This is a genomic window from Lachnospira sp., from assembly GCF_016290755.1.
Taxonomy (GTDB): domain Bacteria; phylum Bacillota; class Clostridia; order Lachnospirales; family Lachnospiraceae; genus Lachnospira; species Lachnospira multipara.
Genome location: NZ_JAEEVD010000013.1, coordinates 13,002 through 38,813, shown reverse-complemented (window position 1 = coordinate 38,813; position 25,812 = coordinate 13,002). Strand labels below are relative to the sequence as shown.

Annotated in this window: 28 protein-coding genes; 1 reads left to right on the top strand and 27 read right to left on the bottom strand. The window is 37.2% G+C overall.

Features of this window, described 5'->3' with window-relative positions; translation table 11 throughout:
* Positions 1 to 3 precede the first annotated feature (3 nt).
* Both QVA17_RS05200 and QVA17_RS05195 read right to left on the bottom strand, forming a co-directional pair.
* Positions 4 to 1,683 (bottom strand): hypothetical protein, encoded by a 1,680-nt coding sequence (locus QVA17_RS05200; protein ID WP_287386902.1) that lies wholly within the window; start codon positions 1,681 to 1,683, stop codon positions 4 to 6.
* Positions 1,684 to 1,913: 230 nt separating this feature from the next.
* A complete protein-coding gene (locus QVA17_RS05195; RefSeq protein WP_287386901.1) occupies positions 1,914 to 4,424 on the bottom strand; it encodes a bifunctional diguanylate cyclase/phosphodiesterase in 2,511 nt (836 codons plus the stop codon).
* A 203-nt stretch (positions 4,425 to 4,627) separates the two neighbouring features.
* Between QVA17_RS05195 and QVA17_RS05190 the strand changes: the two genes are divergently transcribed.
* Positions 4,628 to 6,001 (top strand): dihydroorotase, encoded by a 1,374-nt coding sequence (locus tag QVA17_RS05190; RefSeq protein ID WP_287386899.1) that lies wholly within the window; start codon positions 4,628 to 4,630, stop codon positions 5,999 to 6,001.
* Between the two features lie 78 nt (positions 6,002 to 6,079).
* Here the strand turns inward: QVA17_RS05190 and QVA17_RS05185 are convergent, their stop codons facing one another.
* The 25 genes from QVA17_RS05185 to rpsE all read right to left on the bottom strand — a co-directional run bounded on the left by QVA17_RS05185 (position 6,080) and on the right by rpsE (position 25,805).
* Positions 6,080 to 7,891, bottom strand: coding sequence for a peptide ABC transporter substrate-binding protein (locus QVA17_RS05185; RefSeq protein ID WP_287386898.1), 1,812 nt, complete (start codon positions 7,889 to 7,891; stop codon positions 6,080 to 6,082).
* 366 nt (positions 7,892 to 8,257) lie between these two features.
* On the bottom strand, positions 8,258 to 9,244 hold the full coding sequence (locus tag QVA17_RS05180; protein WP_287386897.1) for an ABC transporter ATP-binding protein: 987 nt from the start codon (positions 9,242 to 9,244) through the stop codon (positions 8,258 to 8,260).
* Entirely contained in the window at positions 9,237 to 10,229 is a 993-nt protein-coding gene (locus QVA17_RS05175; protein WP_074521605.1) for an ABC transporter ATP-binding protein, read from the bottom strand. Before QVA17_RS05175 ends, QVA17_RS05180 begins: the two co-directional genes overlap by 8 nt.
* A 17-nt stretch (positions 10,230 to 10,246) precedes the next feature.
* Positions 10,247 to 11,320 carry an ABC transporter permease gene (locus QVA17_RS05170; protein WP_287386894.1) on the bottom strand — a complete coding sequence of 358 codons (1,074 nt, stop codon included), beginning with the start codon at positions 11,318 to 11,320 and terminating at the stop codon, positions 10,247 to 10,249.
* 43 nt (positions 11,321 to 11,363) lie between these two features.
* The gene (locus tag QVA17_RS05165; protein ID WP_103952368.1) at positions 11,364 to 12,293 is read right to left on the bottom strand and encodes an ABC transporter permease; all 930 of its coding nucleotides are present in this window, start codon (positions 12,291 to 12,293) and stop codon (positions 11,364 to 11,366) included.
* 531 nt (positions 12,294 to 12,824) lie between these two features.
* Positions 12,825 to 13,229: a 30S ribosomal protein S9 gene (gene rpsI / locus QVA17_RS05160; protein ID WP_027430817.1), complete on the bottom strand. Its 405-nt coding sequence runs from the start codon at positions 13,227 to 13,229 to the stop codon at positions 12,825 to 12,827.
* 27 nt (positions 13,230 to 13,256) lie between these two features.
* Positions 13,257 to 13,691, bottom strand: a complete 435-nt coding sequence (gene rplM, locus QVA17_RS05155) for a 50S ribosomal protein L13 (RefSeq protein ID WP_027430818.1) — start codon at positions 13,689 to 13,691, stop codon at positions 13,257 to 13,259.
* 203 nt (positions 13,692 to 13,894) lie between these two features.
* Positions 13,895 to 14,653 (bottom strand): tRNA pseudouridine(38-40) synthase TruA, encoded by a 759-nt coding sequence (gene truA / locus QVA17_RS05150; RefSeq protein ID WP_103952367.1) that lies wholly within the window; start codon positions 14,651 to 14,653, stop codon positions 13,895 to 13,897.
* 9 nt (positions 14,654 to 14,662) lie between these two features.
* Positions 14,663 to 15,463, bottom strand: coding sequence for an energy-coupling factor transporter transmembrane component T family protein (locus tag QVA17_RS05145; RefSeq protein ID WP_287386892.1), 801 nt, complete (start codon positions 15,461 to 15,463; stop codon positions 14,663 to 14,665).
* Entirely contained in the window at positions 15,460 to 16,299 is an 840-nt protein-coding gene (locus QVA17_RS05140) for an energy-coupling factor transporter ATPase (RefSeq protein WP_027430821.1), read from the bottom strand. The genes QVA17_RS05145 and QVA17_RS05140 overlap by 4 nt, the downstream gene beginning before the upstream one ends.
* Positions 16,280 to 17,158: an energy-coupling factor transporter ATPase gene (locus tag QVA17_RS05135; RefSeq protein ID WP_027430822.1), complete on the bottom strand. Its 879-nt coding sequence runs from the start codon at positions 17,156 to 17,158 to the stop codon at positions 16,280 to 16,282. The genes QVA17_RS05140 and QVA17_RS05135 overlap by 20 nt, the downstream gene beginning before the upstream one ends.
* 186 nt (positions 17,159 to 17,344) lie before the next feature.
* The gene (locus QVA17_RS05130; RefSeq protein ID WP_027430823.1) at positions 17,345 to 17,881 is read right to left on the bottom strand and encodes a bL17 family ribosomal protein; all 537 of its coding nucleotides are present in this window, start codon (positions 17,879 to 17,881) and stop codon (positions 17,345 to 17,347) included.
* Between the two features lie 172 nt (positions 17,882 to 18,053).
* Positions 18,054 to 19,022 carry a DNA-directed RNA polymerase subunit alpha gene (locus tag QVA17_RS05125; RefSeq protein ID WP_027430824.1) on the bottom strand — a complete coding sequence of 323 codons (969 nt, stop codon included), beginning with the start codon at positions 19,020 to 19,022 and terminating at the stop codon, positions 18,054 to 18,056.
* Positions 19,023 to 19,239: 217 nt separating this feature from the next.
* Positions 19,240 to 19,833 carry a 30S ribosomal protein S4 gene (rpsD, locus tag QVA17_RS05120; RefSeq protein WP_027430825.1) on the bottom strand — a complete coding sequence of 198 codons (594 nt, stop codon included), beginning with the start codon at positions 19,831 to 19,833 and terminating at the stop codon, positions 19,240 to 19,242.
* Between the two features lie 19 nt (positions 19,834 to 19,852).
* The gene (rpsK, locus tag QVA17_RS05115) at positions 19,853 to 20,248 is read right to left on the bottom strand and encodes a 30S ribosomal protein S11 (RefSeq protein WP_027430826.1); all 396 of its coding nucleotides are present in this window, start codon (positions 20,246 to 20,248) and stop codon (positions 19,853 to 19,855) included.
* Positions 20,249 to 20,294: 46 nt separating this feature from the next.
* Entirely contained in the window at positions 20,295 to 20,669 is a 375-nt protein-coding gene (gene rpsM / locus QVA17_RS05110; protein ID WP_027430827.1) for a 30S ribosomal protein S13, read from the bottom strand.
* Positions 20,670 to 20,973: 304 nt separating this feature from the next.
* Positions 20,974 to 21,087, bottom strand: a complete 114-nt coding sequence (gene rpmJ / locus QVA17_RS05105; protein ID WP_003022746.1) for a 50S ribosomal protein L36 — start codon at positions 21,085 to 21,087, stop codon at positions 20,974 to 20,976.
* A 103-nt stretch (positions 21,088 to 21,190) separates the two neighbouring features.
* Positions 21,191 to 21,409, bottom strand: coding sequence for a translation initiation factor IF-1 (gene infA, locus QVA17_RS05100; RefSeq protein WP_027430828.1), 219 nt, complete (start codon positions 21,407 to 21,409; stop codon positions 21,191 to 21,193).
* Between the two features lie 8 nt (positions 21,410 to 21,417).
* Positions 21,418 to 21,690: a hypothetical protein gene (locus QVA17_RS05095; protein ID WP_287386886.1), complete on the bottom strand. Its 273-nt coding sequence runs from the start codon at positions 21,688 to 21,690 to the stop codon at positions 21,418 to 21,420.
* Positions 21,691 to 21,700: 10 nt separating this feature from the next.
* Positions 21,701 to 22,456, bottom strand: a complete 756-nt coding sequence (gene map, locus QVA17_RS05090) for a type I methionyl aminopeptidase (protein ID WP_027430830.1) — start codon at positions 22,454 to 22,456, stop codon at positions 21,701 to 21,703.
* A gap of 21 nt (positions 22,457 to 22,477) precedes the next feature.
* Positions 22,478 to 23,119 (bottom strand): adenylate kinase, encoded by a 642-nt coding sequence (locus QVA17_RS05085; RefSeq protein WP_027430831.1) that lies wholly within the window; start codon positions 23,117 to 23,119, stop codon positions 22,478 to 22,480.
* A 160-nt stretch (positions 23,120 to 23,279) separates the two neighbouring features.
* Positions 23,280 to 24,599 carry a preprotein translocase subunit SecY gene (secY, locus tag QVA17_RS05080; RefSeq protein WP_027430832.1) on the bottom strand — a complete coding sequence of 440 codons (1,320 nt, stop codon included), beginning with the start codon at positions 24,597 to 24,599 and terminating at the stop codon, positions 23,280 to 23,282.
* Between the two features lies 1 nt (position 24,600).
* Positions 24,601 to 25,041, bottom strand: a complete 441-nt coding sequence (rplO, locus tag QVA17_RS05075; RefSeq protein WP_027430833.1) for a 50S ribosomal protein L15 — start codon at positions 25,039 to 25,041, stop codon at positions 24,601 to 24,603.
* 27 nt (positions 25,042 to 25,068) lie between these two features.
* Positions 25,069 to 25,254 (bottom strand): 50S ribosomal protein L30, encoded by a 186-nt coding sequence (rpmD, locus tag QVA17_RS05070; protein ID WP_027430834.1) that lies wholly within the window; start codon positions 25,252 to 25,254, stop codon positions 25,069 to 25,071.
* A gap of 41 nt (positions 25,255 to 25,295) precedes the next feature.
* Positions 25,296 to 25,805 (bottom strand): 30S ribosomal protein S5, encoded by a 510-nt coding sequence (rpsE, locus tag QVA17_RS05065; protein WP_027430835.1) that lies wholly within the window; start codon positions 25,803 to 25,805, stop codon positions 25,296 to 25,298.
* Between the last annotated feature and the right edge of the window lie 7 nt (positions 25,806 to 25,812).

Genomic DNA, 25,812 nt, shown 5'->3' with positions numbered 1-25,812 from the left:
CTATTATTTGTTAGTTTTCTTAGTTGAAAATACGCTAAATCTTAATACTAATAATAGAATTACTGCAACTACTGCAACCACAACTGGAATTATTTCTTTATGGCTCTTTATGGAGTCTACTACTGTTGCACTAGTATCCTTAACGTCTGTAGATGCCTCTTCTATTACTTCTTCTTCGTATTCATAATCTATGTACACGTTTCTTTGATTTACCGTATCTATTCCCTTCTTAATGCCGGAATGGTCTTTAGTTGCCTCAACTAAAATCTCCCAATCTTCTACATTTACCTCGCAAAGAGTGTAATCTGTGTTAAAGCTATAACCTGTAGCTGTGTATGTCACCTTTGTATAGCCAACGCTTATTGGGCTTGGCTCAATGATTTCTTCCGTCTTTACGGCTGTGCTTCTGTCTCCTTCTGGATAAAGATTAGTATCGTATTCAAAGATTTCATTTCTTACAAAGTCCTGATAGTAGTTTGTAGCTGCTGCAAAGGTCCAGTTCATGACTTCACCAATAAGGCCTTTACAGTAGGCTCTTCTATCTGTATTGTCTTCAAAAAATGTAATTGTTCCTGTAATTGTATTTCCTGTAATGCTGCCTTCATAGACTGTCTTTAGTGGATAGAGAATATACATTCCCACTAAGCCACCGCTGTGAACATAGCCATGGTCTGAATCATAACCATCAATTATTACAGTGCAGTTATCAATATCAAGGTAGCCTGCGCTAAGGACGCCACCTAGGAAGTTTTCATCCTTAACTTCCTTGTCTGTATCAACTGAAACTAATGTCACATTTATTCTACAATTATTAGCACTACCATTGCCGTAGCCAACTAAACCGCCAACACCGTTCATTACAGCGCTTGTTTCAAGTTCTACATAACCATAGATTTCGCAGTTATCGATTTTGGCATTTTCTGTGATACCAGCAAGAATTCCAAGCATGGCATAATTTTCTGACTTTATTGTTACATTTGCCCCAATAAGTCCTAAATTAGAAACGCTTCCTGAGAGCTTTCCAAAAAAGCCTGCGCTATAAGTATCATAAGTCTTATAGTTTCCATCGTAAGTAAGGGTTGTTGTGCTTGATAGGCTAGTTACCTTTAGGTTGTAGATTACATGTCCATTTCCTTCAAAAGTTCCTGCAAAATCCCAAGGCTGCCAATCAACTTCTGACATATCAAGGTCAGCTAAAAGGATGTACTTGCCATCTGTATGACTGCTTGCTTCTACTAGCTCTTTAACTGTGCGGATTGGCTGATAGCCGTTAGCTAGTGCTTCATTTTCATCAACATTAGTAATGATTTCGTTATTGCTTGTTTCATAGTCACAAAAGAAAGCGTTAGCACTAGTTGTACTTGACTGAGCGTTTGCCTTCTGTCTTTCTTCTTGACACTTCTTTAAATCTATATTCTTTCTTCTATTAGAGCCTCTACTAGTGTTTCTATCTAGTCTTTCTAGACCTTCAAGATGCTTTGCTTCTTTTTCCTGATAAGTCTTATCTAGAACTTCATTAGTTGCTAGATTCTCTTTTCTATAAAGCGCCTTCTCCACCGCGTAAGGCACGGCATAAGTGGCCCCAAGGGCAACTAATAAAACTAGCATTGTAACTCCAACTGCTAGTAAATTGGCTTTTGATTTAAATATTCTTTTCATTGCGGACTTAAATTTTTTTATCATATTGTAACTCCCTCCAAATAATTGAATTATACTCCATTATTTATTCACATCCAATGTATTTTATCAAAATTTAACTAATTATTAAATAGTTTAGGAAAAATAAAAATGCCGCCATACACATACACTTGCATGACGGCATTAATCTATAGATAAGTTGCCCTTAGGAGGGTCCAACTTTTCCACGCTAGTTTTGATACTGCTAAAAACAGCTTGTAAAAGTTTAGAGCAATTTACCCTTCATCAGCCCTTACGGACTTTCTGATAATGTTAACTATGAAGTTGTCTAGGTTCTTCATATTTGAAAATTTATCTACGTCGATATTTAGATAAATTGTGGATGGCACGTTATCTATTCTTCTTATATTATAGATTTCTTCTCGGATTTCCTCTATTAATTTTTGGTCTTCTTCTTCGTTAACTACAGTTTTTAGAATGATAAAATGATCTCCTCCGATACGGGCTAAAACCCCTGTGGTGCCTATCTTTTCCTTTATCTTTAGCGCTACTTCTTCAAGTACTCTAATGGATAATTTGTGGCCATTACTATTAATAAAATGTCTAAAGTCCACAATATCTATATAGAAAATATTAAAGTCGTAATGATGCATAATATAGCTATCTACAAACTGTTGGGCGCTATCAAGGAGGCCCTTCATATTTAAGGCGATGGTTATATCGTCTCTATAATCCTGGTCTCCTAGGCTTTTTGCCCTGTCTCCTACTTCAATGAAATAGCCAATTAAGCCTTCGATTTTACCATCTTTATAATATGGCATTTTACTTGCTTTAATATTTCTAATGGAGCCATTATTAAGGCAGGTTCCTGTAACTGAATGGGTTTGGATGCCTTGCTTTAAAATGTCTTCTTCGTCGTTTTTAAATTTCTCTGGGTCAATGTGCCAGCCCATGTCCTCATCATTTTTTCCTATGACATTATCTTGAGACTTAAAGCCATAGTAATCAAGAAAGGCTCTGTTAACGCCTACAAAGCGTCTATCCTTGTCCTTCCAGAACATGCCAATATCTGTGTTTGAAATGAAATTCTGCCATAGGTTGGCATCTGTAAAGGTCTCATTCTTGATTTCAAGGCCGTGTAGCATTTTCTCCAAAGGCACATTAAGAAGGTCGTTTCTCTCGATTATGTAAAGGCAGGAAATGACGCGCTTCTTGTTATTGGTGCTAGCAAGCATCAGCACGCCCTTGCACCACTTGTACTCTCCTTCAATATCCTTAATTCTATAGTATATTTCTAGCTTGTTGTTTGGGGTTTTTATAAGTCTTTCATACATGGTGCTTACATCATAAAATTCAAGAAATTGCTCTCTATCCATAGGATATACGTGTTTATTCATAAAGAGAAGTATATCCTTGCTGCAATCAGCATCATCACTTCGCTCAATATTTTGAATATTCGTGTAAATATTCTTGATTCTCTTTTTTTCAATATCTATAATGTCCACATTTGAAAAGGCATTGTAAATGGCGCTAATGTCGATACTTCTATTGTAGAGGCGAAGCATGTCTTTGTTGTTGCTGACGTTAATAAATTTAGTGGCATAGCTTCGTCTTTTATTCTCCTCGGCGATTTTACAGATTCGAATGATACAGAAATTATCTCTGAAAATGTGGTCTACCACACATTCTTCGTTGCCTTCCTCAACTGTATTTAGCATGAATTTTATCTTTTTTCTAAGTAGGTTATTATCGTTTGATAAAATGCCTTCAAGCTCGTAAACACTACTAATTCCTACGCTTTGTAGCTCTTCAAGATATTTTTTATTGTAGTATTTAAAAGCTAGGGCTCCGTCATCTACTTCAATAATTGCAAGGGATTCTATGTTATCTGTGGCTTCTACTTTTCCCTTCTTAGCATTAATAAAGTCATGGGCTGGGGTCTGGCTTAAAATGTTTAACCTAGCAATATCATCATAATACTTTAGATTTATGTGCTCTTCACATTTAAAACCACGTAGGCGCAAATAGTCTTTTACATCTACCCCTGGCATTGGTTTTCCAATATAGAAGCCTTGAATTTTATCGCAGCCTATTTCTCTTAGGAAATCGTACTGTTCCTTAGTTTCTACACCTTCTGCTAGGGTTTTTACACCTATGGTTTTTAGCATATCTATCATGAAGCGGACGATTTGCTTTGCCTTTACTGTGTTTAGCTCAAGGAAGCGCAGGTCAATCTTAACTAAATCTAAGTCGAAGTCTTTTAAAACATTTAGGGATGAGTACTCGCTTCCAAAGTCATCCATCCAAACTTCATAGCCTTCGCTTCTGAGTCTCTTTATCTTATTTTGAATAAATTCCTTACTTCTTCCGGCTGTGGATTCTGTGATTTCTATATTTATCATGTCTCTAGGGACTTTAAATTCTTTGGTATTTTCTTCGAGAACCTTGAAAATGTCTGTCATTTCGAAATCTTTGCGCGAGAAATTAAGAGATACTGGCAACAATATCTCTCCGTTTTTATATGCTTTATCATATTCGATACACATTTGCCTAATCAAATAGCTATCTAGCTTATAAATTAGTCCTTCCTCTTCTAGTACTGGAATGAAATTGGCGGGTGAAATTAGTCCTAGTTCGTCATCTTGCCAACGAGCTAGACCTTCCATTGCACATATTTCTCCTGTGAGTGCCCTAATTATCGGCTGATAATATAGCTTTAGTTTCCCCTGCTTTAAGGCATCATCGAAGTTGTCCAATACAAACGTTCTCATATCCTCACTGTTCATAATCTGCCCCTATCACTTTGTATATTCACGATTCATAGTGTATATATTATACCATTGATTTATATTTTTTACAAATATATAACGGCGGAGATTTTCCTTGTTTAGTTGAGCTTTTTTGAGCTTTTTTGAGCTTTATTTATCATTATTTTTATACCTTTATTCAGTGGCTTATGGTATTATTTCTTTAACAGGAGGATGTTATTATGATTTTAATTAAAAATGGTAGGGTCGTGGACCCTGTTACAAATACTGATGAAGTGATGGATGTCTTAGTTGAGGGCAAGAAAATTGTGAAGGTGGCTAAGGAAATCAATGAAGAGGATGTAAAGGCTGGAGTTTACGGGGCTTGTGAAAATGACGGGGCTAGCGCTGATGGTGCAGCCGGAAGTGCCTATGAGAATAGCGAGGCCTGTGGGGCTAGCGCTGGGCTTGAGGTCATCGATGCCACTGGCCTTGTGGTGGCTCCGGGTCTTTGTGATGCTCATGTACATTTTAGAGATCCTGGTTTTACTTATAAGGAGGATATCGAGTCTGGGGCTAAGGCAGCTGCAAGGGGCGGTTTTACAACTGTTATCCTTATGGCTAATACTAAGCCTAGTGTGGATAATTTAGAAACTCTTGATTATTGTATTAAGAAGGGTGAGAATACTGATATACACATTTTACAAACTGCTAATGTTACTTGCGGCATGATGGGCAAGGAGCTAGTGGATATGGACTTACTGGCTAAAAACGGAGCTTGTGGTTTTACTGATGATGGTCTTCCACTTATGGATGAGAAGGTGCTTTATGAGGCTTTAAAGAAGGCTTACGAGCTTGATTTACCGGTTTCTCTTCACGAGGAAGATCCTTTCTTTATTAAGCATCCTGGTGTAAATATGGGTGAGGTTTCAAAAAAGCTTAACTACGGTGGGGCTTCTAGAACTGCCGAGGATATTATGGTGGCTCGTGACTGCGTGCTTGCTCTTGATACTGGAGCTAGTGTCTGCATTCAGCATATTAGTTCTGGTAATTCTGTGGATATTGTTCGTGCTTTTAAGAAAATGGGAGCTGATGTTCACGCAGAGGCTACTCCTCATCATTTTACTTTGACTGAAGAGGCTGTGCTTAAATATGGCACTAATGCTCGTATGAATCCTCCACTTCGTACTGAGGAGGACAGACGTAGAATTATTGAGGGTCTTAAGGATGGCACTATTGATATGATTGTTACTGATCATGCTCCTCATTCTAAGGAGGAGAAGGCAAGAGAGCTTGCTAAGGCGCCTAGTGGTATCACTGGTCTTGAGACTAGTCTTTCTCTTGGTGTGAAGTCTTTGGTTAAGACTGGTGAGATTTCTATGATGAAGCTTATTGAGCTTATGAGTACAAATCCTTACAAGTTCTATCGTATGACTCCTGCTTCTATTAGTGATGGGGCGATTGCTGATATTGTTATCTTTGGCGAGGATGCTCTTTGGACTGTTAAGGAGGAGGAATTTGCATCTAAAGCTTCTAATTCGCCTTTTATAGGCTGGGAATTGCCGGGCAAGGTATTCTTTACTATTTGTAATGGTAAGGTTGTTTATAGGGGCTAAATACATTTTCATAATAAGAAAAAACCTAGCTAGTTTACACTAGCTAGGCCTTTTTTATTTATTGGCTTAAATATTAAATTAATCTGCGTATGTTACGTACATAAAGTACTTGAAGCCAAGTGGTGTTGAGAAGAAGCCTTCTACCTGGTCATTTACCATGTATAGATCTGTGTAGAAGTATAATGGTGTAATACATCCTGTAGACATTAACATATCTTCTGCCTTGTGCATTAATTCATAACGAACTGTATCATCTGTACAAGACTTGATGATTGAGATGAGCTTGTCATAAGTTTCTGCCCATGTACCATTTGTTACATTTAAGTCATAACCGTATGATGTAAGGTCTATTGAATATGCATGAACATCTGCATTGTCGCCCTTACCATACTGAATATCATTGTTACCTGATGCTGTTGTCCACATATCAAGGAATGTGATTGGGTCGTTGTAATCAGCTAACCAACCGTTACGAGCGATTGAGTAATCACCTGACTTACGTGTTGTTAAGAATGTTGCCCATTCCTGGTTTTCAAGCTGAATGTTTACACCGTAGTTAGCGAGTGTACTCTGAACGTATTCACCAATTGCCTTATGACCTTCTGATGTATTGTAAAGGTATGTAAGTGTTGGTACGTCAGTGAACTTCTTTGTTGACTCGTCGTATGTGTAGTACTTCTTTAATGTTTCAACAGCTGCTGCGCAGTTATCTGCATATGCATCTGATGATGTATCAAAGTAACCATCGTATGAATCTGAATCACCTGCGTTCTGATAGAATTCAGAACCATCAGCTTCTGTGATACCCATAGCTACGAATGATGAAGCAGGAACCTGGCCGCCCTGAGCGATACCTTCTACAATGTAGTTTCTATCGAGTAAGAGTGAGAATGCATTTCTGATTTCAGCTTCTGCTTCTGTCTTCTCTGTTCCTGTTAATGTGCTTGTTGATGGAAGTAACTCTTCGTTAATGTTCCAGCATACATAGTATGTACCAAGCTGACCTGCAACTACGAATTCATCAGCATAGTTTTTCTTTAAGTTTTCGATTTCGTTTGTTGGAACGTCATCGATTAACTGCCAGCTTCCGTTCTGGAAGTTTGTTAACTGGTTGTTAGCATCATCTGATAAATAGAAGTTGATTGTCTTCATTGTAACTTCGCTTGCATCAATATAGTTATCATTCTTTGTAACTGTGATGAGTGAGTTGTGGTTCCAACCTGTTAATGTGTAAGCACCATTACTTACATATGTGCTAGGATCTGTTGCCCAACTTTCGTTAGCTACAACATCTTCTCTTACTGGGTAGTAGCAAGGGAAAGCAAGTAATTCGTTCCAGTAAGGAACTGCATTTGAAAGTGTTACTACTAATGTCTTATCATCAGTAGCCTTAACATTAAGCTTTTCACTTCCTGTTGCATCGTCTGCCCAAACTTCATCGTAACCGTCGATTACATCGAACATGTAACCATAATCAGCAGCAAGTGCTACTGAAGCTGCTCTGTTCCAAGCAAATTCAAAATCCTTAGCTGTTACAGCAACACCATCAGACCATGTTAAGCCATCTTTTAATGTGTATGTGTAAGTTACTGTACCATCAGCGTTCTCAACGCCGTCTACTAATTCTTCAGCTGCATCAGCTACAAGAACTGCCTTTCCTGAATCGTCCTGCTCCCATTTTGCAAGACCTGAGAAAAGGTGTGCTAATACTGTACCACTATCTACAGCAGAGTTAAGTGCTGGATCAAGTGTCTGTGGTTCTGAACCGAGGCAAACATTGATTTCATCTTTGTTTGTTACGGAACTCTTGCTTGCGCCTGAGCAACCAGAAAGTACTGTTGTTGCTACTAAGCCGACTACAAGCATAAGTGACATAAGTCTCTTCTTCATAAATCTTTTCCTCCTTAAGGTTGTAAATGTGTGTATCATAAAAATCCATAGTCTACAGCAGATTAATCAACTATGAATTGTATGACCTAATTGATAAGTTTCCCCAAACTTTTTTTAAAATTAATGATATTATATCATCTTTTTAATTGTATATCAAAAATAATATTTCTATCTTCAATATTTATGATTCTAATATCTTTTGTGTGCTTTTTGAAAATGTGTCAAATTTGCGGTTGTGATACATTTTCATAACAATCTGACATATCGGTTTTTGTCTTGATTGTTAGTTTTTGCATATAGGTTTTATGCATTTTCATAATCTTGTTATGCTAGCTTTCGCTAACACAACAAGACTATGTATTATTATTAGTTAATTTCGCCAACTCTATGACAAGCTACGAAATGTCCTTTTGATACTTCCTTAAACTCTGGCATGCTTTCAGCACAAGCTGCTGTGGCATGTGAACATCTTGTTCTAAATGGACAACCTGATGGTGCATTTAGTGGACTTGGGATGTCGCCTGATAATACGATTCGCTGATTCTCTCTTGCAATCTTTGGATCTGGAATTGGAACCGCACTCATGAGTGACTTTGAATATGGGTGTAATGGTCTCTTATAGATTTCATCAGCGTCTGCTAATTCTACCATCTTTCCTAGATACATTACGGCAATTCTATCACTTATATGTCTTACGACTAAGAGGTCGTGAGCGATGAAGAGGTATGTAAGATTTAACTTATCCTGTAATTCTTCAAACATATTGATTACCTGTGCCTGGATTGATACATCGAGGGCTGATACAGGCTCATCACATACGATGAACTTAGGATCTACAGCTAGGGATCTTGCAATACCGATACGCTGTCTCTGACCACCTGAGAATTCATGGGCATATCTTGATGCGTGCTCACTGTTTAAGCCTACATAGCTCATTAACTCAAGAATTCTATCTTGTCTTTCCTGCTTTGTCTTATACATCTTGTGAATGTCTAGTGGCTCAGCAATGATATCTGATACTGTCATTCTTGGGTTAAGAGAAGAATATGGATCCTGGAATACCATTGTGGCATCTTTTCTGAATTCCTTTATATCTTTCTTTGTCTTAATTTCTTTTCCGTCAAACCAGATTTCTCCGGATGTTGGCTTATAAAGGTTTAGGATTGTACGTCCGACTGTTGTCTTACCACATCCTGATTCACCTACTAAACCGAGTGTTTCACCTTCTTTAATAGTAAATGATACATCATCTACAGCCTTTAGAGGCTTTGTCTTAAATGCGCCAACATTTATATTGAAGTACTCTTTAAGGTGCTTTACCTCAACGAGTGTCTTTGCATTATCATTACTCATTAACAGCACCGCCTTCCTTTAATTTCTTAACGTTCATCCAGCATGCAGCCTGATGGTCAGCATCAATCTGCATTCTCTGACATTTTTCACGTAGACAAATCTTTAATGCCTGTTCACATCTAGGTGCAAATGCGCATCCCTTTGGCATATTAAGAAGGTCGATTGGTGTTCCTGAAATTGGCTTTAATCTTTCTCCTGAGTTTGCATCAGTTGGGATTGAACGAATTAAACCTTTAGTGTATTCGTGACATGGGTTATAGAAGATTGCATCTGCTGTTCCCTGTTCACATATTGAACCTGCATACATTACGATTACTTCGTCACACATCTGTGCTACAACACCTAAGTCGTGAGTAATCATGATGATTGCCATGCCTAACTTCTTCTGGATGTTCTGCATTAATTCAAGGATCTGTGCCTGAATTGTAACATCAAGGGCTGTTGTTGGTTCATCGGCAATAAGAATATCTGGTTCGCAAGCAAGTGCCATAGCGATCATTACTCTCTGTCTCATACCACCTGAGAATTCATGTGGATACTGCTTCATTCTCTTCTCTGGCTCGTTTACATTTACAAGAGTAAGCATTTCGATTGCTCTTTCTCTTGCCTGTTCTTTATTACGGTCAGTATGAAGAAGGATTGCTTCCATAAGCTGCTTTCCAATTGTGTATGTTGGATTCAAGCTTGTCATTGGATCCTGGAAGATGATTGAGATCTTATTACCTCTAATTGTCTTCATTACAGACTCACCAGAATTAACTAGTTCTTGTCCTCTAAACTTTATTGATCCAGATACAATCTTTCCTGCACCTGCTAAAATCTGCATAATTGAATATGCTGTTACAGACTTTCCGGAACCTGATTCACCTACGATACCAAGTACTTTGCCTTCGTCAAGGTTAAATGATACTCCGTTTACTGCCTTAACTTCACCGGCGTCTGTAAAAAATGATGTATGTAAATCTTTTACTTCTAATAAACTCATCTCAAAACGCCTCCTATTTACTTATTTAACTTTGGATCAAATGCATCTCTTAAACCATCACCAAAGAGGTTTAATGATAGAACGATTAAGGAAATAACCACTGCTGGAATAACCATTCTATATGCATATGATGAAATACCATTTAAGGCATCTGATGCAAGTGAACCTAGCGATGGCATAGGTGCATTTACACCGAGTCCTAAGAATGAAAGGTAACTCTCTGTAAAGATAGCACTTGGAATCTGAAGGGCTGTTGAGATAATTACTAAGCTGATGCAGTTAGGTAATAAATGCTTTAGGATTACCCACTTACCCTTAGCGCCTGCAGCCTTAGATGCTAGTACGTATTCTTGCTCTCTAAGAGATAAAATCTGACCTCTAATTAATCTGGCCATTGATACCCAATAAAGTAAACCGAAAACGATAAATAAACTTATCATGTTGGAACCGAGCTTTTCAAGCGGTGTTCCTTCTAATGCTGTAGATAATGTTACTTTTAATACTGATGATAATAAAATTACCATAAGTGTATCTGGAAGAGAGTAGATGATATCAACTATTCGCATGATAATCATATCTAGCTTTCCACCAAAATATCCTGAAATTGAGCCAATTGTTAAACCAATGATTAATACGATAATACTTGCGAAGAAACCTACTGCAAGTGAGATTCTTGTTCCGTATACAACTCTGATGAAGTAATCTCTACCCTGAGAATCTGTACCAAAGATGTGTGGGAAAATCTTTTCGCCTGCGTCAATTCTTGCTAATTCTGTCTTTCCGTATTCAAATGGCTTTAGGTTATTATATGATGAATCTACTGCCTGTCCTGGTGTGTTACCAAGCATTGTATCATATGAATATGGCCATACCATTGGTAAGAAAATTGCTGCTAATGTTATTATTACTATTATAAAAAAACAGACTGTTGCGACTTTATTCTTTAAGAGTCTCTTTACACCATCTTTAAAGAATGTTGAAGCTGGTCTCATCTGAACGATATAAGACTTCTCGTCTTCTGTCGCTGTTTCGAAATCGTCTGCCATGTAGTTTTCCATGTCAATCTGATTGTTAAATGGGTTCTTCGACATAATTTCACTCCTTATTCCAATTTTATAAAAAATAACTTACTAATTAATCTAAGTTAATTCTTGGATCTACGATCTTGTATAAGATATCACTTACTAAGTTCATAATAACGATTAATGTTGCAAGTACAATTGTTGTACCCATAATCATTGTATAATCTCTGTTAGTGATTGAGCTTACGAATGCTCTACCGATACCAGGAACTGCAAAGATCTGTTCTACTACTAGGGAACCTGTTACAATACCTGCAAGCATTGGTCCAAAGTAAGTAATTACAGGAATAAGGGAATTCTTTAATGCGTGTCCGAAAATAATCTTAACGCCTGATACACCCTTAGCTCTTGCTGTTCTAATATAGTCCTGACCTAATACGTCAAGCATTGATGATCTAGTAAGTCTTGTAATATAAGCCATTGGATAAAGTGATAATGTCACGACTGGTAAAACAAGGCCGTTTGTTGCTGCACCATTAGCTGGGAATAATCCTAACTTAATTGAGAAAATAGTTAGGAGTAATGTACCCATGATAAATGATGGCATAGATACAAATGCCGTAGTAATTACCATGATGATTCTATCAAATATACTATTTCTTTTAAGCGCTGCCACTGATCCTAATACAACGCCAATAATAAGTGCGATGAATGCTGCTTCAAGTCCTAATCTTGCTGATGTCTTTAAGCCATCTGCAATGATATCAACAACTTCTCTACCCTTCTGCTTTAAAGAAGGACCGAAATCGAACTTTGTAACAACGTCCTTTAGATAAGTTACATACTGAGTTGCAAGTGGCTTGTCTAATCCATACTTAGCCTCAAGTGCTGCTTGAGCTGCTTCTGTCATGGACTTCTCTCCCTGGAATGGGCCACCTGGTACAGCATGCATTACGAAAAATGTAACTGTGATTACTACCCATACAGTTACTACTGCTAATAGCAGTCTCTTTAAAATGTACAGTAATGTCTTTGAATTCATAATTAACAACTGCCTTTCCGATTTTTTTATTGTGCTATTCTAAAAATCCACGAGTTGGACCAAAAGCTATAGCACGCCATTCACTATTTAAAAATCAATTTCAAAATAACATTGGTTATTTACTCATTAATTTAGCCATAGATATTAATTTGTGAATGTGCAAGTAAATGTGTTGTTTTGTAATTTTGTTTAAAAATAGTCAAATGTGTTTTTTGTTTCATGCATTTAACGCTTTAATCGGTTAAAGTGCTTTGATGTAAAACTATGCAAGGATGCTTTGCATCTTTGCATATAATCCCTTTTTTTCATTTTTATACAACCCCTAACCTTTAAAAGTTTAGGATTCTTATCTCTGTTCCATAGGTTTTAGAACTTTGATCATCATTTTCCATCCTTCTCTACATCAAAGGTTGTTAATTTTAAAATTTTATTTAAAATTTATTCTTTATAGCAAAACAGCGTCCACAGCTAATGTGTGGACGCCATTGTCTGTTAATCTTATCAATAATATTGGTAATAAATCTAATAATATTATCTCTTTGAGAACTGTGGAGCACGACGAGCTGCCTTTAAGCCGTACTTCTTTCTTTCCTTCATACGTGGATCTCTTGTTAAGAAACCAGCCTTCTTAAGTGATGGACGGAATTCGTCTGAATCTACCTGAAGAAGTGCTCTTGAAATACCATGTCTGATAGCGCCAGCCTGACCTGTTGTTCCACCGCCATGAACGTTAACGATTACATCGTACTTCTCTGTTGTTTCTGTGAGAACTAATGGCTGCTTTACAACAACCTTAAGTGTCTCAAGACCAAAATATTCATCAAGTGATCTCTTATTTATTGTAATATTACCTGTACCAGGTACTAAATATACTCTAGCAATACTGCTTTTTCTTCTACCTGTTCCGTAGAACTTTCCATTAGCTTTCTTTGCCACTGTTATTTCCTCCTTATATTATGCCTATTAAAACTTTAATACTTCTGGCTTCTGTGCTGCCTGCTCATGTTCTGGGCCTGCATATACGTGAAGCTTTGTGTACATCTGACGTCCTAAAGGTCCCTTTGGAAGCATTCCCTTAACAGCTAATTCAATAACTCTTTCAGGCTTCTTAGCCATCATTTCCTTAAGTGTTGTTTCCTTCATACCACCTACGTAGTCTGAGTGATTGTAATAAATCTTCTGATCTAACTTCTTACCAGTTGTCTTTACCTTAGAAGCGTTGATAACGATTACGTTGTCACCACAGTCAAGGAATGGTGTGTACTCAGGCTTATTCTTACCTCTAAGTACAGCAGCAACCTGTGATGATAAACGACCTAATGTATAATCTGCAGCATCTACAACATACCATTTTCTTTCGATATTAGATGCACTAGCCATAAATGTCTTGTTACTCATGGTTTCCTCCTAAATTGCTTTAATGCACTTTAATGTTTCATAATTATTATCAAATACTTCTCCGGGGCATTGGCTAAGTATTCATAATCATAATTAATGTCAGCGTATTACACGCCACATTTAAGAATTATATATCACCGCGCTTATGGTGTCAATGATTTTTTCTCTTTAGTTTAGATTATTAAGTTCCACTTTTTTAAGCCCTAATACTGGATTTCTACTAGGGTTAAGCCTTGTGGCGGAGCAGTTTCCCCTGCTTTGGTTCTATCAAGGGCTTCTAGCATTTCTTTGACATATTGTGGCTCAAATCGGCCTTTGCCAACTCCTACTAGTGTTCCTGCTATTATTCTTACCATATTATATAGAAAACCATTTCCTTTTACTCTTATTATTATCTCGCCTTGATAGTCTTTGCCTTCTTTTTTATCTTTGGCTATTAGTTCTATTGAGTAAATGGTTCTAATGGTTGTTTCTGCCTGTGTATGCACGCTTGCAAAACTTTTAAAATCGTGTTCTCCTATTAGGTAGTTTGCGGCTTCTTGCATTTTTTCTAAATCTAGCTTTGCCTGTACGTGCCAGCTATATCTTCTTTCTTGTGGTAGATAAAATTCTGTATTTGAGATCTTGTATTCGTAGGTCTTTTTTGTGTCACAGTGTCTTGGATGAAAGTCTTTATCTACTTCTTCTGATTTTTGTATCTGTATATCTTCTGGCAAATATCTATTGAGGGCATAGCTAAATCTGTCTGCTGGTATTGTGGAACCTGTGTCAAATACTGCTACATTTCCTTTGCCATGCACTCCCGCATCGGTTCTACTTGCTCCGATTACGTGTACATTTTCACCAGTAAGACTTGCTATGGCTTTGTCTAGTTCTGCCTCGATTGTTGGAGCGTTTGGCTGTATCTGCCAGCCGCTGTAGTTGGTTCCGTCGTAGCTTACTGTAAGCTTTATTCTTTTCATTATTACCTCTTAAAATATGATATTCAGGCTAATACAGATTCCTAAGTATAGGATGAGTATTAGGTAGGCTAAATAGTCGTTTTTGCTATATTTTAATGGTTTCATCTTGGTTCTGCCATTAGACCCGTGATAGCATCTTGCTTCCATGGCCATTGCTAGGTCGTCTGCTCGTCTAAAGGCGGAGATGAATAGTGGTACTAAGATTGGCACCATGGCTTTTGCTCGCTTTATGAAGTTTCCTGTTTCAAAGTCGGCGCCTCTTGCTTGCTGCGCGCGCATGATTTTGTCGGTTTCATCGATTAGGATTGGGATGAATCTTAGTGCGATGGACATCATCATGGCGATTTCGTGTACTGGGACTTTGATATATTTTAAAAATGATAATCCTTTTTCTAGTCCGTCTGTTAGGTTGTTTGGTGTAGTAGTTAGGGTCATTAGGGATGAGCCCATGATTAAATATACTAGTCTGATTACCATAAAGATGGCGGTTTTTAGGCCTCTGTCTGTGATGGTAATTTTCCACACTTTAAAAATTACGGTTCCTGGTGTTAAAAATAGGTTAAATGCCGCGCTTATTAGTATCAAAATTAGGATTGCCTTTAGGCCTCTTACGATGAACTTAAAGGGTACTTTTGAGGCGATTATTAGGCCTGCTAGGGCTAGGGTTGCCACGATGTACACGAGAATGTTCATGCCGAGGAACAGGGATATGATAAAAATAAGTGTCCCCATGAGTTTTACTCTTGGATCTAGGCTATGTATCACCGAATTTGTTTGATAGTATTGTCCTATTGTTATGTCTCTTATCATAATATCTCCAATATGCTTTTCTTGGCCTCTTCTATAGTGATGGCGTCTGTGTCTACGTCAAATCCTGCATTTTTCAAATCGTTCATAATATATGTTACTTTTGGTGCTGCTAGGCCAATTTCTTCTAATTCTTTATGATGTCTAAATACATTCTTAGGTGTGTCGTCATATTTAAGTATTCCGTCGTTCATTACCATGATTCGGTCTACGTGTGTGGCTACATCTTCCATGCTGTGGGACACGAGAATGATTGTGATGCCTGTCTTTCGTAGATTTTCTAATACTGAAAATATTTCGTCGCGGCCTTTTGGATCTAGGCCCGCTGTTGGTTCATCGAGTATTAGTACTTCTGGTTTCATGGCTAAGACGCCTGCGATTGCTACTCTTCTTTTTTGTCCACCGGATAAATCAAATGGTGAATTGTAGTAAAATTTTTCATCTAGTCCTACTAGCTTCAAGCTTTCAAAGGCTCTTAGTTCGCATTCTTGCTTTGATAGGCCTTGATTTTTAGGGCCGAAGCATACATCTTTAAAGATAGTGCTTTCAAAGAGCTGGTGCTCTGGGTACTGGAATACTAGTCCTACCTTGCTTCTTAGCTCTTTCATATTGTAGCCTTTTTCATAAATATCTTGCCCATCATAATAAATGTGACCTGATGTTGCCTTATTTAGTCCGTTTAGATGCTGTATAAAGGTTGACTTTCCTGACCCTGTGTGTCCGATTAGGCCAATAAATTCGCCTTTTTCAATTACGCAGCTTACGTCTTTTAGGGCATGTCGTTCAAAGCTTGTGCCGGCCTCATATATATAATTTATCTTATCTACTATTATTGACATTTTTAAGTCCTCTAATTCTTTCTAGCTCAGTTATTAGCTCTTTAGTTGTTAGAATGCCTTCTTTGATATCGAGACCTTCTTTGCGCAATTCGTGGGCTAACTCGGTAACCTGCGGCACGTCTAATCGTAGTTCTTTTAATTTTTCTACCTGTGAAAATATATCTCTTGGTTTTCCTTGCATCACAAGTTTGCCTTCATTCATTACATAGACTTCATCGGCGTCGATTACTTCTTCCATGTAATGTGTAATTAGGATTATTGTTACATTTTCCTTTTTATTGAGTTCGTGTAGAACTTCTATTACTTCTTTTCGTCCGTTTGGATCAAGCATAGCTGTTGGCTCGTCAAGGACTATACACTTTGGCTTCATTGCTACAATTCCTGCAATTGCAACTCTCTGCTTTTGTCCACCTGAGAGCTTAGTTGGATTAGCTAATCTGAAGTCATACATGCCTACTGCTTTTAAGCTTTTTTCCACACGTTCCCAGATTTCATCTTCTGGAACGCCGATATTCTCTGGGCCAAAGCCTACTTCTTCATCTACTAGTGTGCAGATGATCTGGTTATCTGGATTTTGGAATACCATTCCTGCAGTCTGACGAATTCTTAGGGTGTTCTCATGTTCTAGGGTATTCATTCTGTCTACCCAAACGCTTCCTTCTGTTGGACTTACTAGTGCATTTAGGTGTTTTGCAAATGTAGACTTGCCGGAACCATTATGTCCTAAAACCGCAACAAAATCCCCTTCTTTTATATCTATATTTACGTTATCGATAGCTTTATTAATGCTTTCAACGTTGCCTTCTTCGTCACGTCTTATATATTCAAATGTTAGGTTTTCTGCCTTAACTATATTCAAATTATTTTCCTCGTTTCTAATTAATGTGTAACTAATTTCCTCATTAACTACAATCTCTTTTAGTTTATCACATTTTATATGATTTATCATTTCTATTCAATAAGGCTATAAAAATTTTAGAAATATAAAAAAGCGGATATGTAAAACATATCCGCTTGTTAGCTATATCATACTATGGTTCTTAAATTAAACTAATTCAAGAATAACTTCCATAGCTGCATCGCCCTTTCTTAAACCGATCTTTACGATTCTTGTGTAGCCACCCTTACGGTCAGCATACTTAGGTGCGATTTCATCAAAAAGCTTATTAGTAAGATCAACCTTCTTTGTGTTCTTCTTCTTACCAGCTACAGCTGTAGGAACTTCTGTTACTGTGTAAAGAACCTTGTCCATCTGCTTTCTAGCATGAAGTCTTGAAGGCATATCCTTCTTGATTTCCTTATCAACTGTTTCGTAAACTGTAACCTTCTTACCGTCTACAACTTCCTTAACTCTCTTACCGTTAGCGTCCTTCTTAGCTACCTTAGCCTGAACTGTAACAGTTTCGAAGTTATCCTTTTCCTTAACAGCTAATGTGATAAGGTGTTCAGCAATCTTGCTAACTTCCTTAGCTCTAGCCTCTGTTGTTACGATCTTACCGTTCTCGATAAGTGCTGTAACCTGGTTTCTTAATAATGCCTTTCTCTGGCTAGATGTTCTGCCGAGCTTTCTGTACTTTGCCATTTTAAAATCCTCCATTTGTAACATCAGCACACGCGCATAGGTCTTATAGCACCAATGTTTCTACTACAAATTATTAGTTGCGCAGTGGGAAAACCACTGTTCCACCTCTCGCACGCGCATTAGGTCTTACTGCAATTGGCGATATATTAATACATAAATGTACTAATCAAAATTAATCATCACTTGGCTTAAGATGTAAGTTTAATTCCTTAAGCTTAAGTAATACTTCGTCTAATGACTTCTTACCAAGATTTCTAACCTTCATCATATCATCTGAAGTCTTATTACATAATTCTTCAACTGTATTGATACCAGCTCTTCTAAGACAATTAGAAGAACGAACTGATAATTCAAGGTCTTCGATGCTCATTGAAAGAACCTTAGAAGACTCGTCTTCCTGTGGTTCAACCATGATCTCAGCCTTAACTGCATTCTCTGAAAGGTTAATAAATCCTTTAAGATGTTCTGAAAGAACCTTAGCTGCAAGGCTTAAAGCCTCGTCTGGAGCTATAGTTCCGTTAGTGAAAATGTCAAGTGTTAACTTATCAAAGTCTGTATCCTGACCAACACGAGTGTTCTGAACAGACATGTTAACTCTCTCAACTGGTGTATAAATAGAATCAATAGCGATTACGCCTGCTGCAGCATCATCTCTCTTGTTCTTTTCTGAACTAACATAACCACGACCATTAGTAATTGTAAGTTCCATAGAGAGCTTTGCATCAGCTCCATTAAGATGTGCAATTACTAAATCAGGATTAATAATTTCGATATCAGGATCAACCTGGATATCAGATGCCTTAACTACGCCTTCGCCCTTAAAATCAATATGAGCTTCCTTAGGTTCAACCGAGTTGCCGTTATTCTTAATTGATAACTGCTTAATATTCATTACGATCTCAGTAACATCTTCCTTAACGCCAGGAATTGAACTAAACTCATGAAGCACACCATCGATCTTAATGCTGCTTACTGCTGTACCAACTAAAGATGAAAGCATAATTCTTCTTAAAGAATTACCAAGTGTTAAACCATAACCTCTTTCAAGTGGTTCAACTACAAATCTTCCAAACTTTCCATCTTGTGACTCTTCAGTCATCTCAATTTTTGGCATTTTGAAATTGAAATCTGCATCAACCATTATTGCCCCTCCTTATTGGGTATTTAAGTTGTATATATTGCGTTTATCAAAGCTAGGCAATTAAGCATACAGCTTTGTAGCGCGATTATACCTTGTTAAAAGATTCAAAAAATTATATCTTGAATTATTATAACATATAAAGTCGCATAAAAGCCAGCAGGTATGGAAAGTTTTAAATATACTTTCCATACAACTGCCTGGCTTTGAATTACGCATCTTACTTAGAATATAACTCGACGATAAGCATCTCGTTTACAGGAACATCGATTACTTCTCTTGTTGGAAGAGACTTAACCTGACCCTTAAGAGCTTCCTGATCTGCCTCTAACCACTCTGGTACTAATCTACCGTTTGTAGCTTCGAGTACTTCCTTATATCTTGCAGAAGACTTAGACTTTTCTCTGATTTCGATTACGTCTCCAGCCTTTACTAAGTATGAAGGAATGTTAACGCACTTACCGTTAACTAATACGTGCTTATGATCAACGATCTGTCTAGCTTCCTTACGTGTTCTAGCAAGACCTAATCTATAAACAACATTATCAAGTCTGAGTTCAAGCATGATCATAAGGTTTTCACCTGTCATACCCTTCTGCTTCTCAGCTTTCTTATAATAATTTCTAAAAGGCTTTTCTAATACGCCGTAGATGAACTTAGCCTTCTGCTTTTCACGAAGCTGTAAACCATATTCGCTAATCTTTCTTCCAGCATTCTTAGCCTTTCTTCTAGACTTCTTATCTATTCCTAAATATACAGGATCCAAATCAAGGGATCTGCATCTCTTAAGCACTGGTGTTCTATTAACTGCCATTGTATACTACCTCCCTAAATTAAACTCTTCTACGCTTTGGTGGACGACAACCATTATGTGGAACTGGTGTAACATCCTTGATACTTGTAACTTCTAGACCGCAAGCTGAAAGTGCTCTAATAGCAGCTTCTCTACCTGAACCTGGTCCCTTTACCATAACGTCTACAGACTTTAATCCGTGAATTAAAGCAGCCTTTGTAGCTGTTTCAGCTGCCATCTGAGCAGCATATGGAGTAGACTTCTTAGATCCTCTGAATCCAAGACCACCTGCAGATGCCCAAGATAATACATTACCTTCTGCATCTGTTAATGTAACAATTGTATTATTAAAAGATGACTGAATATGTGCCTGTCCTCTTTCGACATTCTTCTTAACACGCTTCTTTGTCACTTTCTTTGTAGCTTTCTGAGCCATGACTATATCCTCCTATTGAGTTTAAAACGTTTAATTTTTATTTAAATTACTTCTTCTTGTTTGCTACTGTCTTCTTTGGACCCTTGCAAGTTCTTGCGTTAGTCTTAGTCTTCTGACCTCTAACTGGAAGACCCTTTCTATGACGGATTCCTCTATAGCAACCAATTTCCTTTAATCTCTTGATATTCATGGCAACTTCTCTTCTTAAGTCACCTTCTACTAAATGCTCTGAATCAGCATCAATAACCTTAGCAATCTTTGCTACTTCTTCGTCTGTTAAGTCCTTAACACGAGTGTCAGGATTAACACCAGCTTCAGCAAGGATCTTATTTGATCTTACACGTCCAATACCATAAACATAAGTAAGTCCGATTTCGATTCGTTTTTCTCTTGGTAAATCCACACCTGAAATACGAGCCATATTACGTAACCTCCGTTAATTAACTAATTAATGTGTTATTTCGAAACTTATTATTATACACATACGCAGCTCCTTGCTTCGATAAGTTTCCTATCTATGCATGGCCTGAAATGTGTGCGTTGCCTTATAATAACTATATCAAATAGTAATTATCTTCATTCAATAATTACTGCAGCCGCAAATTAATAATCATCAAGTCGTACTTATAGTACTTTGCTTAATACTTGATGAATTTACATTGATAGCAATAATGACTTTGCTACCCATATGCAGAACCTAAGAAGCTAAACTTCTTAACAGGAAATTAACCCTGTCTCTGCTTGTGCTTAGGGTTTTCACAGATAATTCTGATGCTGCCCTTTCTCTTAATGACTTTGCATTTTTCACAAATTGGTTTAACTGATGATCTAACCTTCACTGCAAAAGCCTCCTTTCAGACAAGTTCGTGAACAATTATATCACAAATAAAAATATAATTGCAACAACAAATTATAAAATATTCCACTTAAATATTAAGTAGATTATTTATCACGCCAAATAATTCTTCCCTTTGTTAAATCATATGGTGACATTTCAATTGTTACTTTATCACCTGGAAGAATTCTAATATAGTTCATTCTTAGCTTACCACTAATTGTAGCTAAGATCTGGTGTCCATTTTCTAACTCTACTTTAAAAAATGCATTAGGTAACTTTTCTACTACTGTTCCTTCGATTTCAATTACATCAGCCTTTGACATAAATCCTCCTAATTTCTTTTACTAATATACTGCTTTATTTCTAGTTTGATTTCTTCATCAGAAATTTTCTGATTTTCTTGAATCTTTCTATATAATAATGAATTTTCATTCTTTATTATCTGCACATGTTTCTTCTTCTTTTTTTTCGGCTTGTCACACATTTTCAAATAGCCATCTGATAAGTAGACATATTGTGAATCTTCACCGATTACAATATATATCTTATCTTTATCGTGGCCTACTAGTGACTTTGCCATTAAACCTTTTAGCTCATTAATCATTATATTCACCTTAATTTTCTAATGTTAAAATTTCCGGTCCGTCCTTTGTTACGAGAACGGTATTCTCATAGTGAGCTGATAACGAATGGTCTCTTGTTTCTACTGTCCATCCATCATCTAGGAAGTTAACTCTCCAATCGCCCGCTGTTACCATTGGTTCGATTGCAAGTGTCATACCTTCATGTAAACGAATACCACGATGTTCTTGTCTAAAGTTAGGAATCTGTGGATCTTCATGCATTGATGTTCCAATACCATGTCCGCATAAATCTCTTAATACTCCATAACCAAAAGATTCGTTATAATCCGCTATTGCATTAGATATCTCGTGTAGACGACATCCTTCTTTAGCAAATTTTATTCCTTCAAAAAAGCTTTGTTTAGTAACATCCATTAATTGTTGAGCTTCTTTTGAAACTTCACCTACGCCATAAGTTCTTGCTGCATCTGCCATATATCCTTTGTATGATAGGACTGTATCTAGTGAAACTATGTCTCCATCACGCAATATTTTATTCTTGCTAGGAATTCCATGTACTACTTGATCGTTTACAGAAACACAAAATGAAGCTGGATAACCTTCGTAGCCTTTTTCTTCTGGAATACATCCATAGCTTCTTATGATTTCTTCACCAATCTTGTCGATTGTATATGTTGAAACTCCCGGCTTTATCTCATTTGCAATTTCTTTATATACTTTTCCAAGTATTTTTCCTGCTTCTCTCATTAACTCGATTTCTCGAGGGCTTTTAATTGATACTGACATATCTATTTCTCCTTGTAGTGATTAAGCAAGAATCTCTACGATAGCATTAAATACATCATCCATAGCCATTGTTCCGTCTACTTCACGTAATACGTTCTTCTTATTATAGTATTCAATAAGTGGCTGTGTCTGATCATGATATACAGATAATCTATTCTTTACTGTTTCTGGCTTATCATCATCTCTAAGGATTAACTTTTCTCCACATGTATCACATACGCCTTCAACCTTTGGTGCGTTAAATTCGATATGGTATGTTGCTCCACAACCTACACATGCTCTTCTTCCGCCCATTCTCTTAATGATGTTCTCATCTGGTACTTCAACGTTAATAGCGAAATCTACTGATTCTCCATTAGCTGCCAATGCCTTATCGAGAGCTTCTGCCTGTGGAATTGTTCTTGGGAATCCATCTAATACATATCCATTAGCTGCATCTGGCTGCTTGAATCTATCCATAATTAAATCTACTACTAATTCATCTGGTACAAGTTCGCCCTTGTCCATATATGTCTTAGCCTTCTGACCTAATTCTGTGTTATTCTTGATATTTGCTCTAAAAATATCTCCTGTTGAAATGTGTGGAATTGAATACTTTGCTGCAATTCTCTTAGCCTGTGTTCCTTTTCCTGCACCTGGTGCACCTAACATAATAATCTTCATTGATAAATCCTCCATTCAATATAACTAGTTCTATATGAAATCGCATAAATTGCGGTTAGATTTCTATTTTAATTGTCATTTACTACATTTTCTCTTTAACACAAATACAGACTTACCTAGGATTTCTCCCAGGTAAGCCCATTATATATCTTTTAATCAATTACTCAGATAAAAATCCTTTGTAATAACGATTAACCATCTGTGCTTCGATCTGCTTTAATGTCTCAAGAACAACACCAACAATAATGATGACTGATGTTCCACCAAATGAAATACTTGCATTGAAGAATCCAGTACAAGCGATTGGTATAAGAGCTACAATAAGTAAACCTACTGCACCAACGAATACGATATAATTAAGTATCTTATTAAGATAATCACTAGTAGATTTTCCTGGTGTGATACCTGGAACTACTCCACCAGCTTTCTTTAAGTTATCCGCTACCTGTATTGGGTTGAATGTAATTGATGTATAGAAGTATGCAAATATAATAAGCAATACTACATAAAGAATTAATCCAACTGAATACTTAGGGTAACTTACTCTGCACCAGTAAGATGAGCTTAAATATCTTGTCCACTCATATGACTTACCAAATAACTGAGCAACAATTACAGGGAACTGCATAAGTGATGATGCGAAAATAACTGGCATAACACCTGCAGTATTAACCTTTAATGGGATATTAGTTGACTGTCCGCCAACCTGCTTTCTTCCTGCAACCTTCTGTGAATATTGAACAGGAATTCTTCTTTCGCCATCCTGAAGGATAACTACTAAAATTACCATTATTACAACAATAGCTAAGATAACAGCTGCTGCTAAAACACCCTTTGCTGGTGTCTGTGTTGCTACGTAAGAGCTGAATAATGTAGCGAAATCACTTGGCATTCCTGAGATAATATTAATTAATAATACGATTGAAATACCATTTCCTACACCGTTTTCAGTAATTCTCTCACCTAACCACATAAGTGCTGCTGAACCTGCTGTAAGTGCAATAACTACAACAATGATTGCTACAACGTAATGAAGTGTACTAAATCCTTCATATCCAGCAATTAAACCTGATCTACCAAATCCAACTGCCATTGCGATACTTTCAATAAGTGATAAACCGATTGTTACGTATCTTGTTATAGCTGCAATCTTCTTTCTACCGTCCTCGCCCTCTTTTTGCATTTCTTCCAATTTTGGAATTGCAATTGTAAGTAACTGCATTATGATCGAAGATGTGATATATGGTGTAATGCTAAGTGCAAAGAGGGACATTCTTTCGAATGAACCTCCTGTAAATGCACTAAGATAATCCAAATCACCGGTATTAATTCCACTAAGTAAGCTACTAAAGTAATCAGTATCTACACCAGGAATCGGAAGAAGACTTCCTATTCTTACAACAACTAAAATTGCTAATGTGTATAATATCTTTTTTCTTATGTCTTTATTTTTAAAAGCGCCTACAAGTGTCTTAAACATACTAGATCACCTCGCAAGTTCCGCCGAGAGCTTCGATCTTCTCCTTAGCTGCAGCACTGAATGCGTTAGCCTTAACTGTAAGCTTCTTTGTAAGCTCACCGTTTGCAAGAATCTTTACGCCGTCCTTAGTATCTTTAACAATACCTGTCTCAATTAAAGTTTCGATTGATACTTCTGAACCGTTATCAAATCTTTCTAATGTAGAAACATTGATAGCTACGAATTCCTTACGATTTCTGTTAGTGAAACCTCTCTTAGGAATTCTTCTATATAATGGCATCTGGCCACCTTCAAAACCAGGTCTTGGTGCTCCTGAACGAGCCTTCTGGCCCTTGTGTCCCTTACCAGCTGTCTTGCCGTTACCTGAACCGTGACCACGACCTCTTCTGAAATTATCACTCTGAACTGAACCTTCTGCAGGTCTTAAATTAGATAAATCCATTCTTGCACCTCCTTCTATTATTTTATATTAAATTTCTTCTACCTTTAACATATAACCAATCTGCTGAATCTGTCCTCTTGTAGCAGCATTATCTGGAAGTTCTACTGTCTTGTGAAGCTTTGTAAGACCCATAGCTTCAACAGTTCTTCTATGCTTAGGAACAGCACTGATTGGAGACTTAACTAAAGTTATTCTTAACTTCTTATCAGCCATTTTAACCTCCATCTGCACCTTTTATGGTGCTAAACAATTTCTTAGCCTAAGATTTCTTCAACTGACTTACCACGAAGTCTTGCAACTTCTTCTGGAGTCTTCATAGCCTGAAGACCAGCGATTGTAGCTAATACTACGTTCTGCTTATTATTAGAACCAAGTGACTTTGTACGAATGTTTCTAATACCTACTAATTCAAGTACTGAACGAGCAGGACCACCAGCGATAATACCAGTACCTTCTGGAGCTCTCTTTAAAAGAACTGTTGCTCCACCGAACTTACCGATGAAATCATGTGGTACTGAACCATTCTCATCCATTGGAATTTCTACTAAATGCTTGATGGCATCTTCCTTTCCCTTGCGGATAGCTTCAGGAACTTCAGCTGCCTTACCAACACCAGCGCCAACGTGACCATTACGATCACCAACAACTACTAAAGCTGCAAAACGCATATTACGTCCACCTTTTACAACCTTAACTACGCGCTTGATTGATACTACGTTATCGTCTAATTCTAGCTGACTAGCATCAATAATTGTACGTTTCATACTGTTT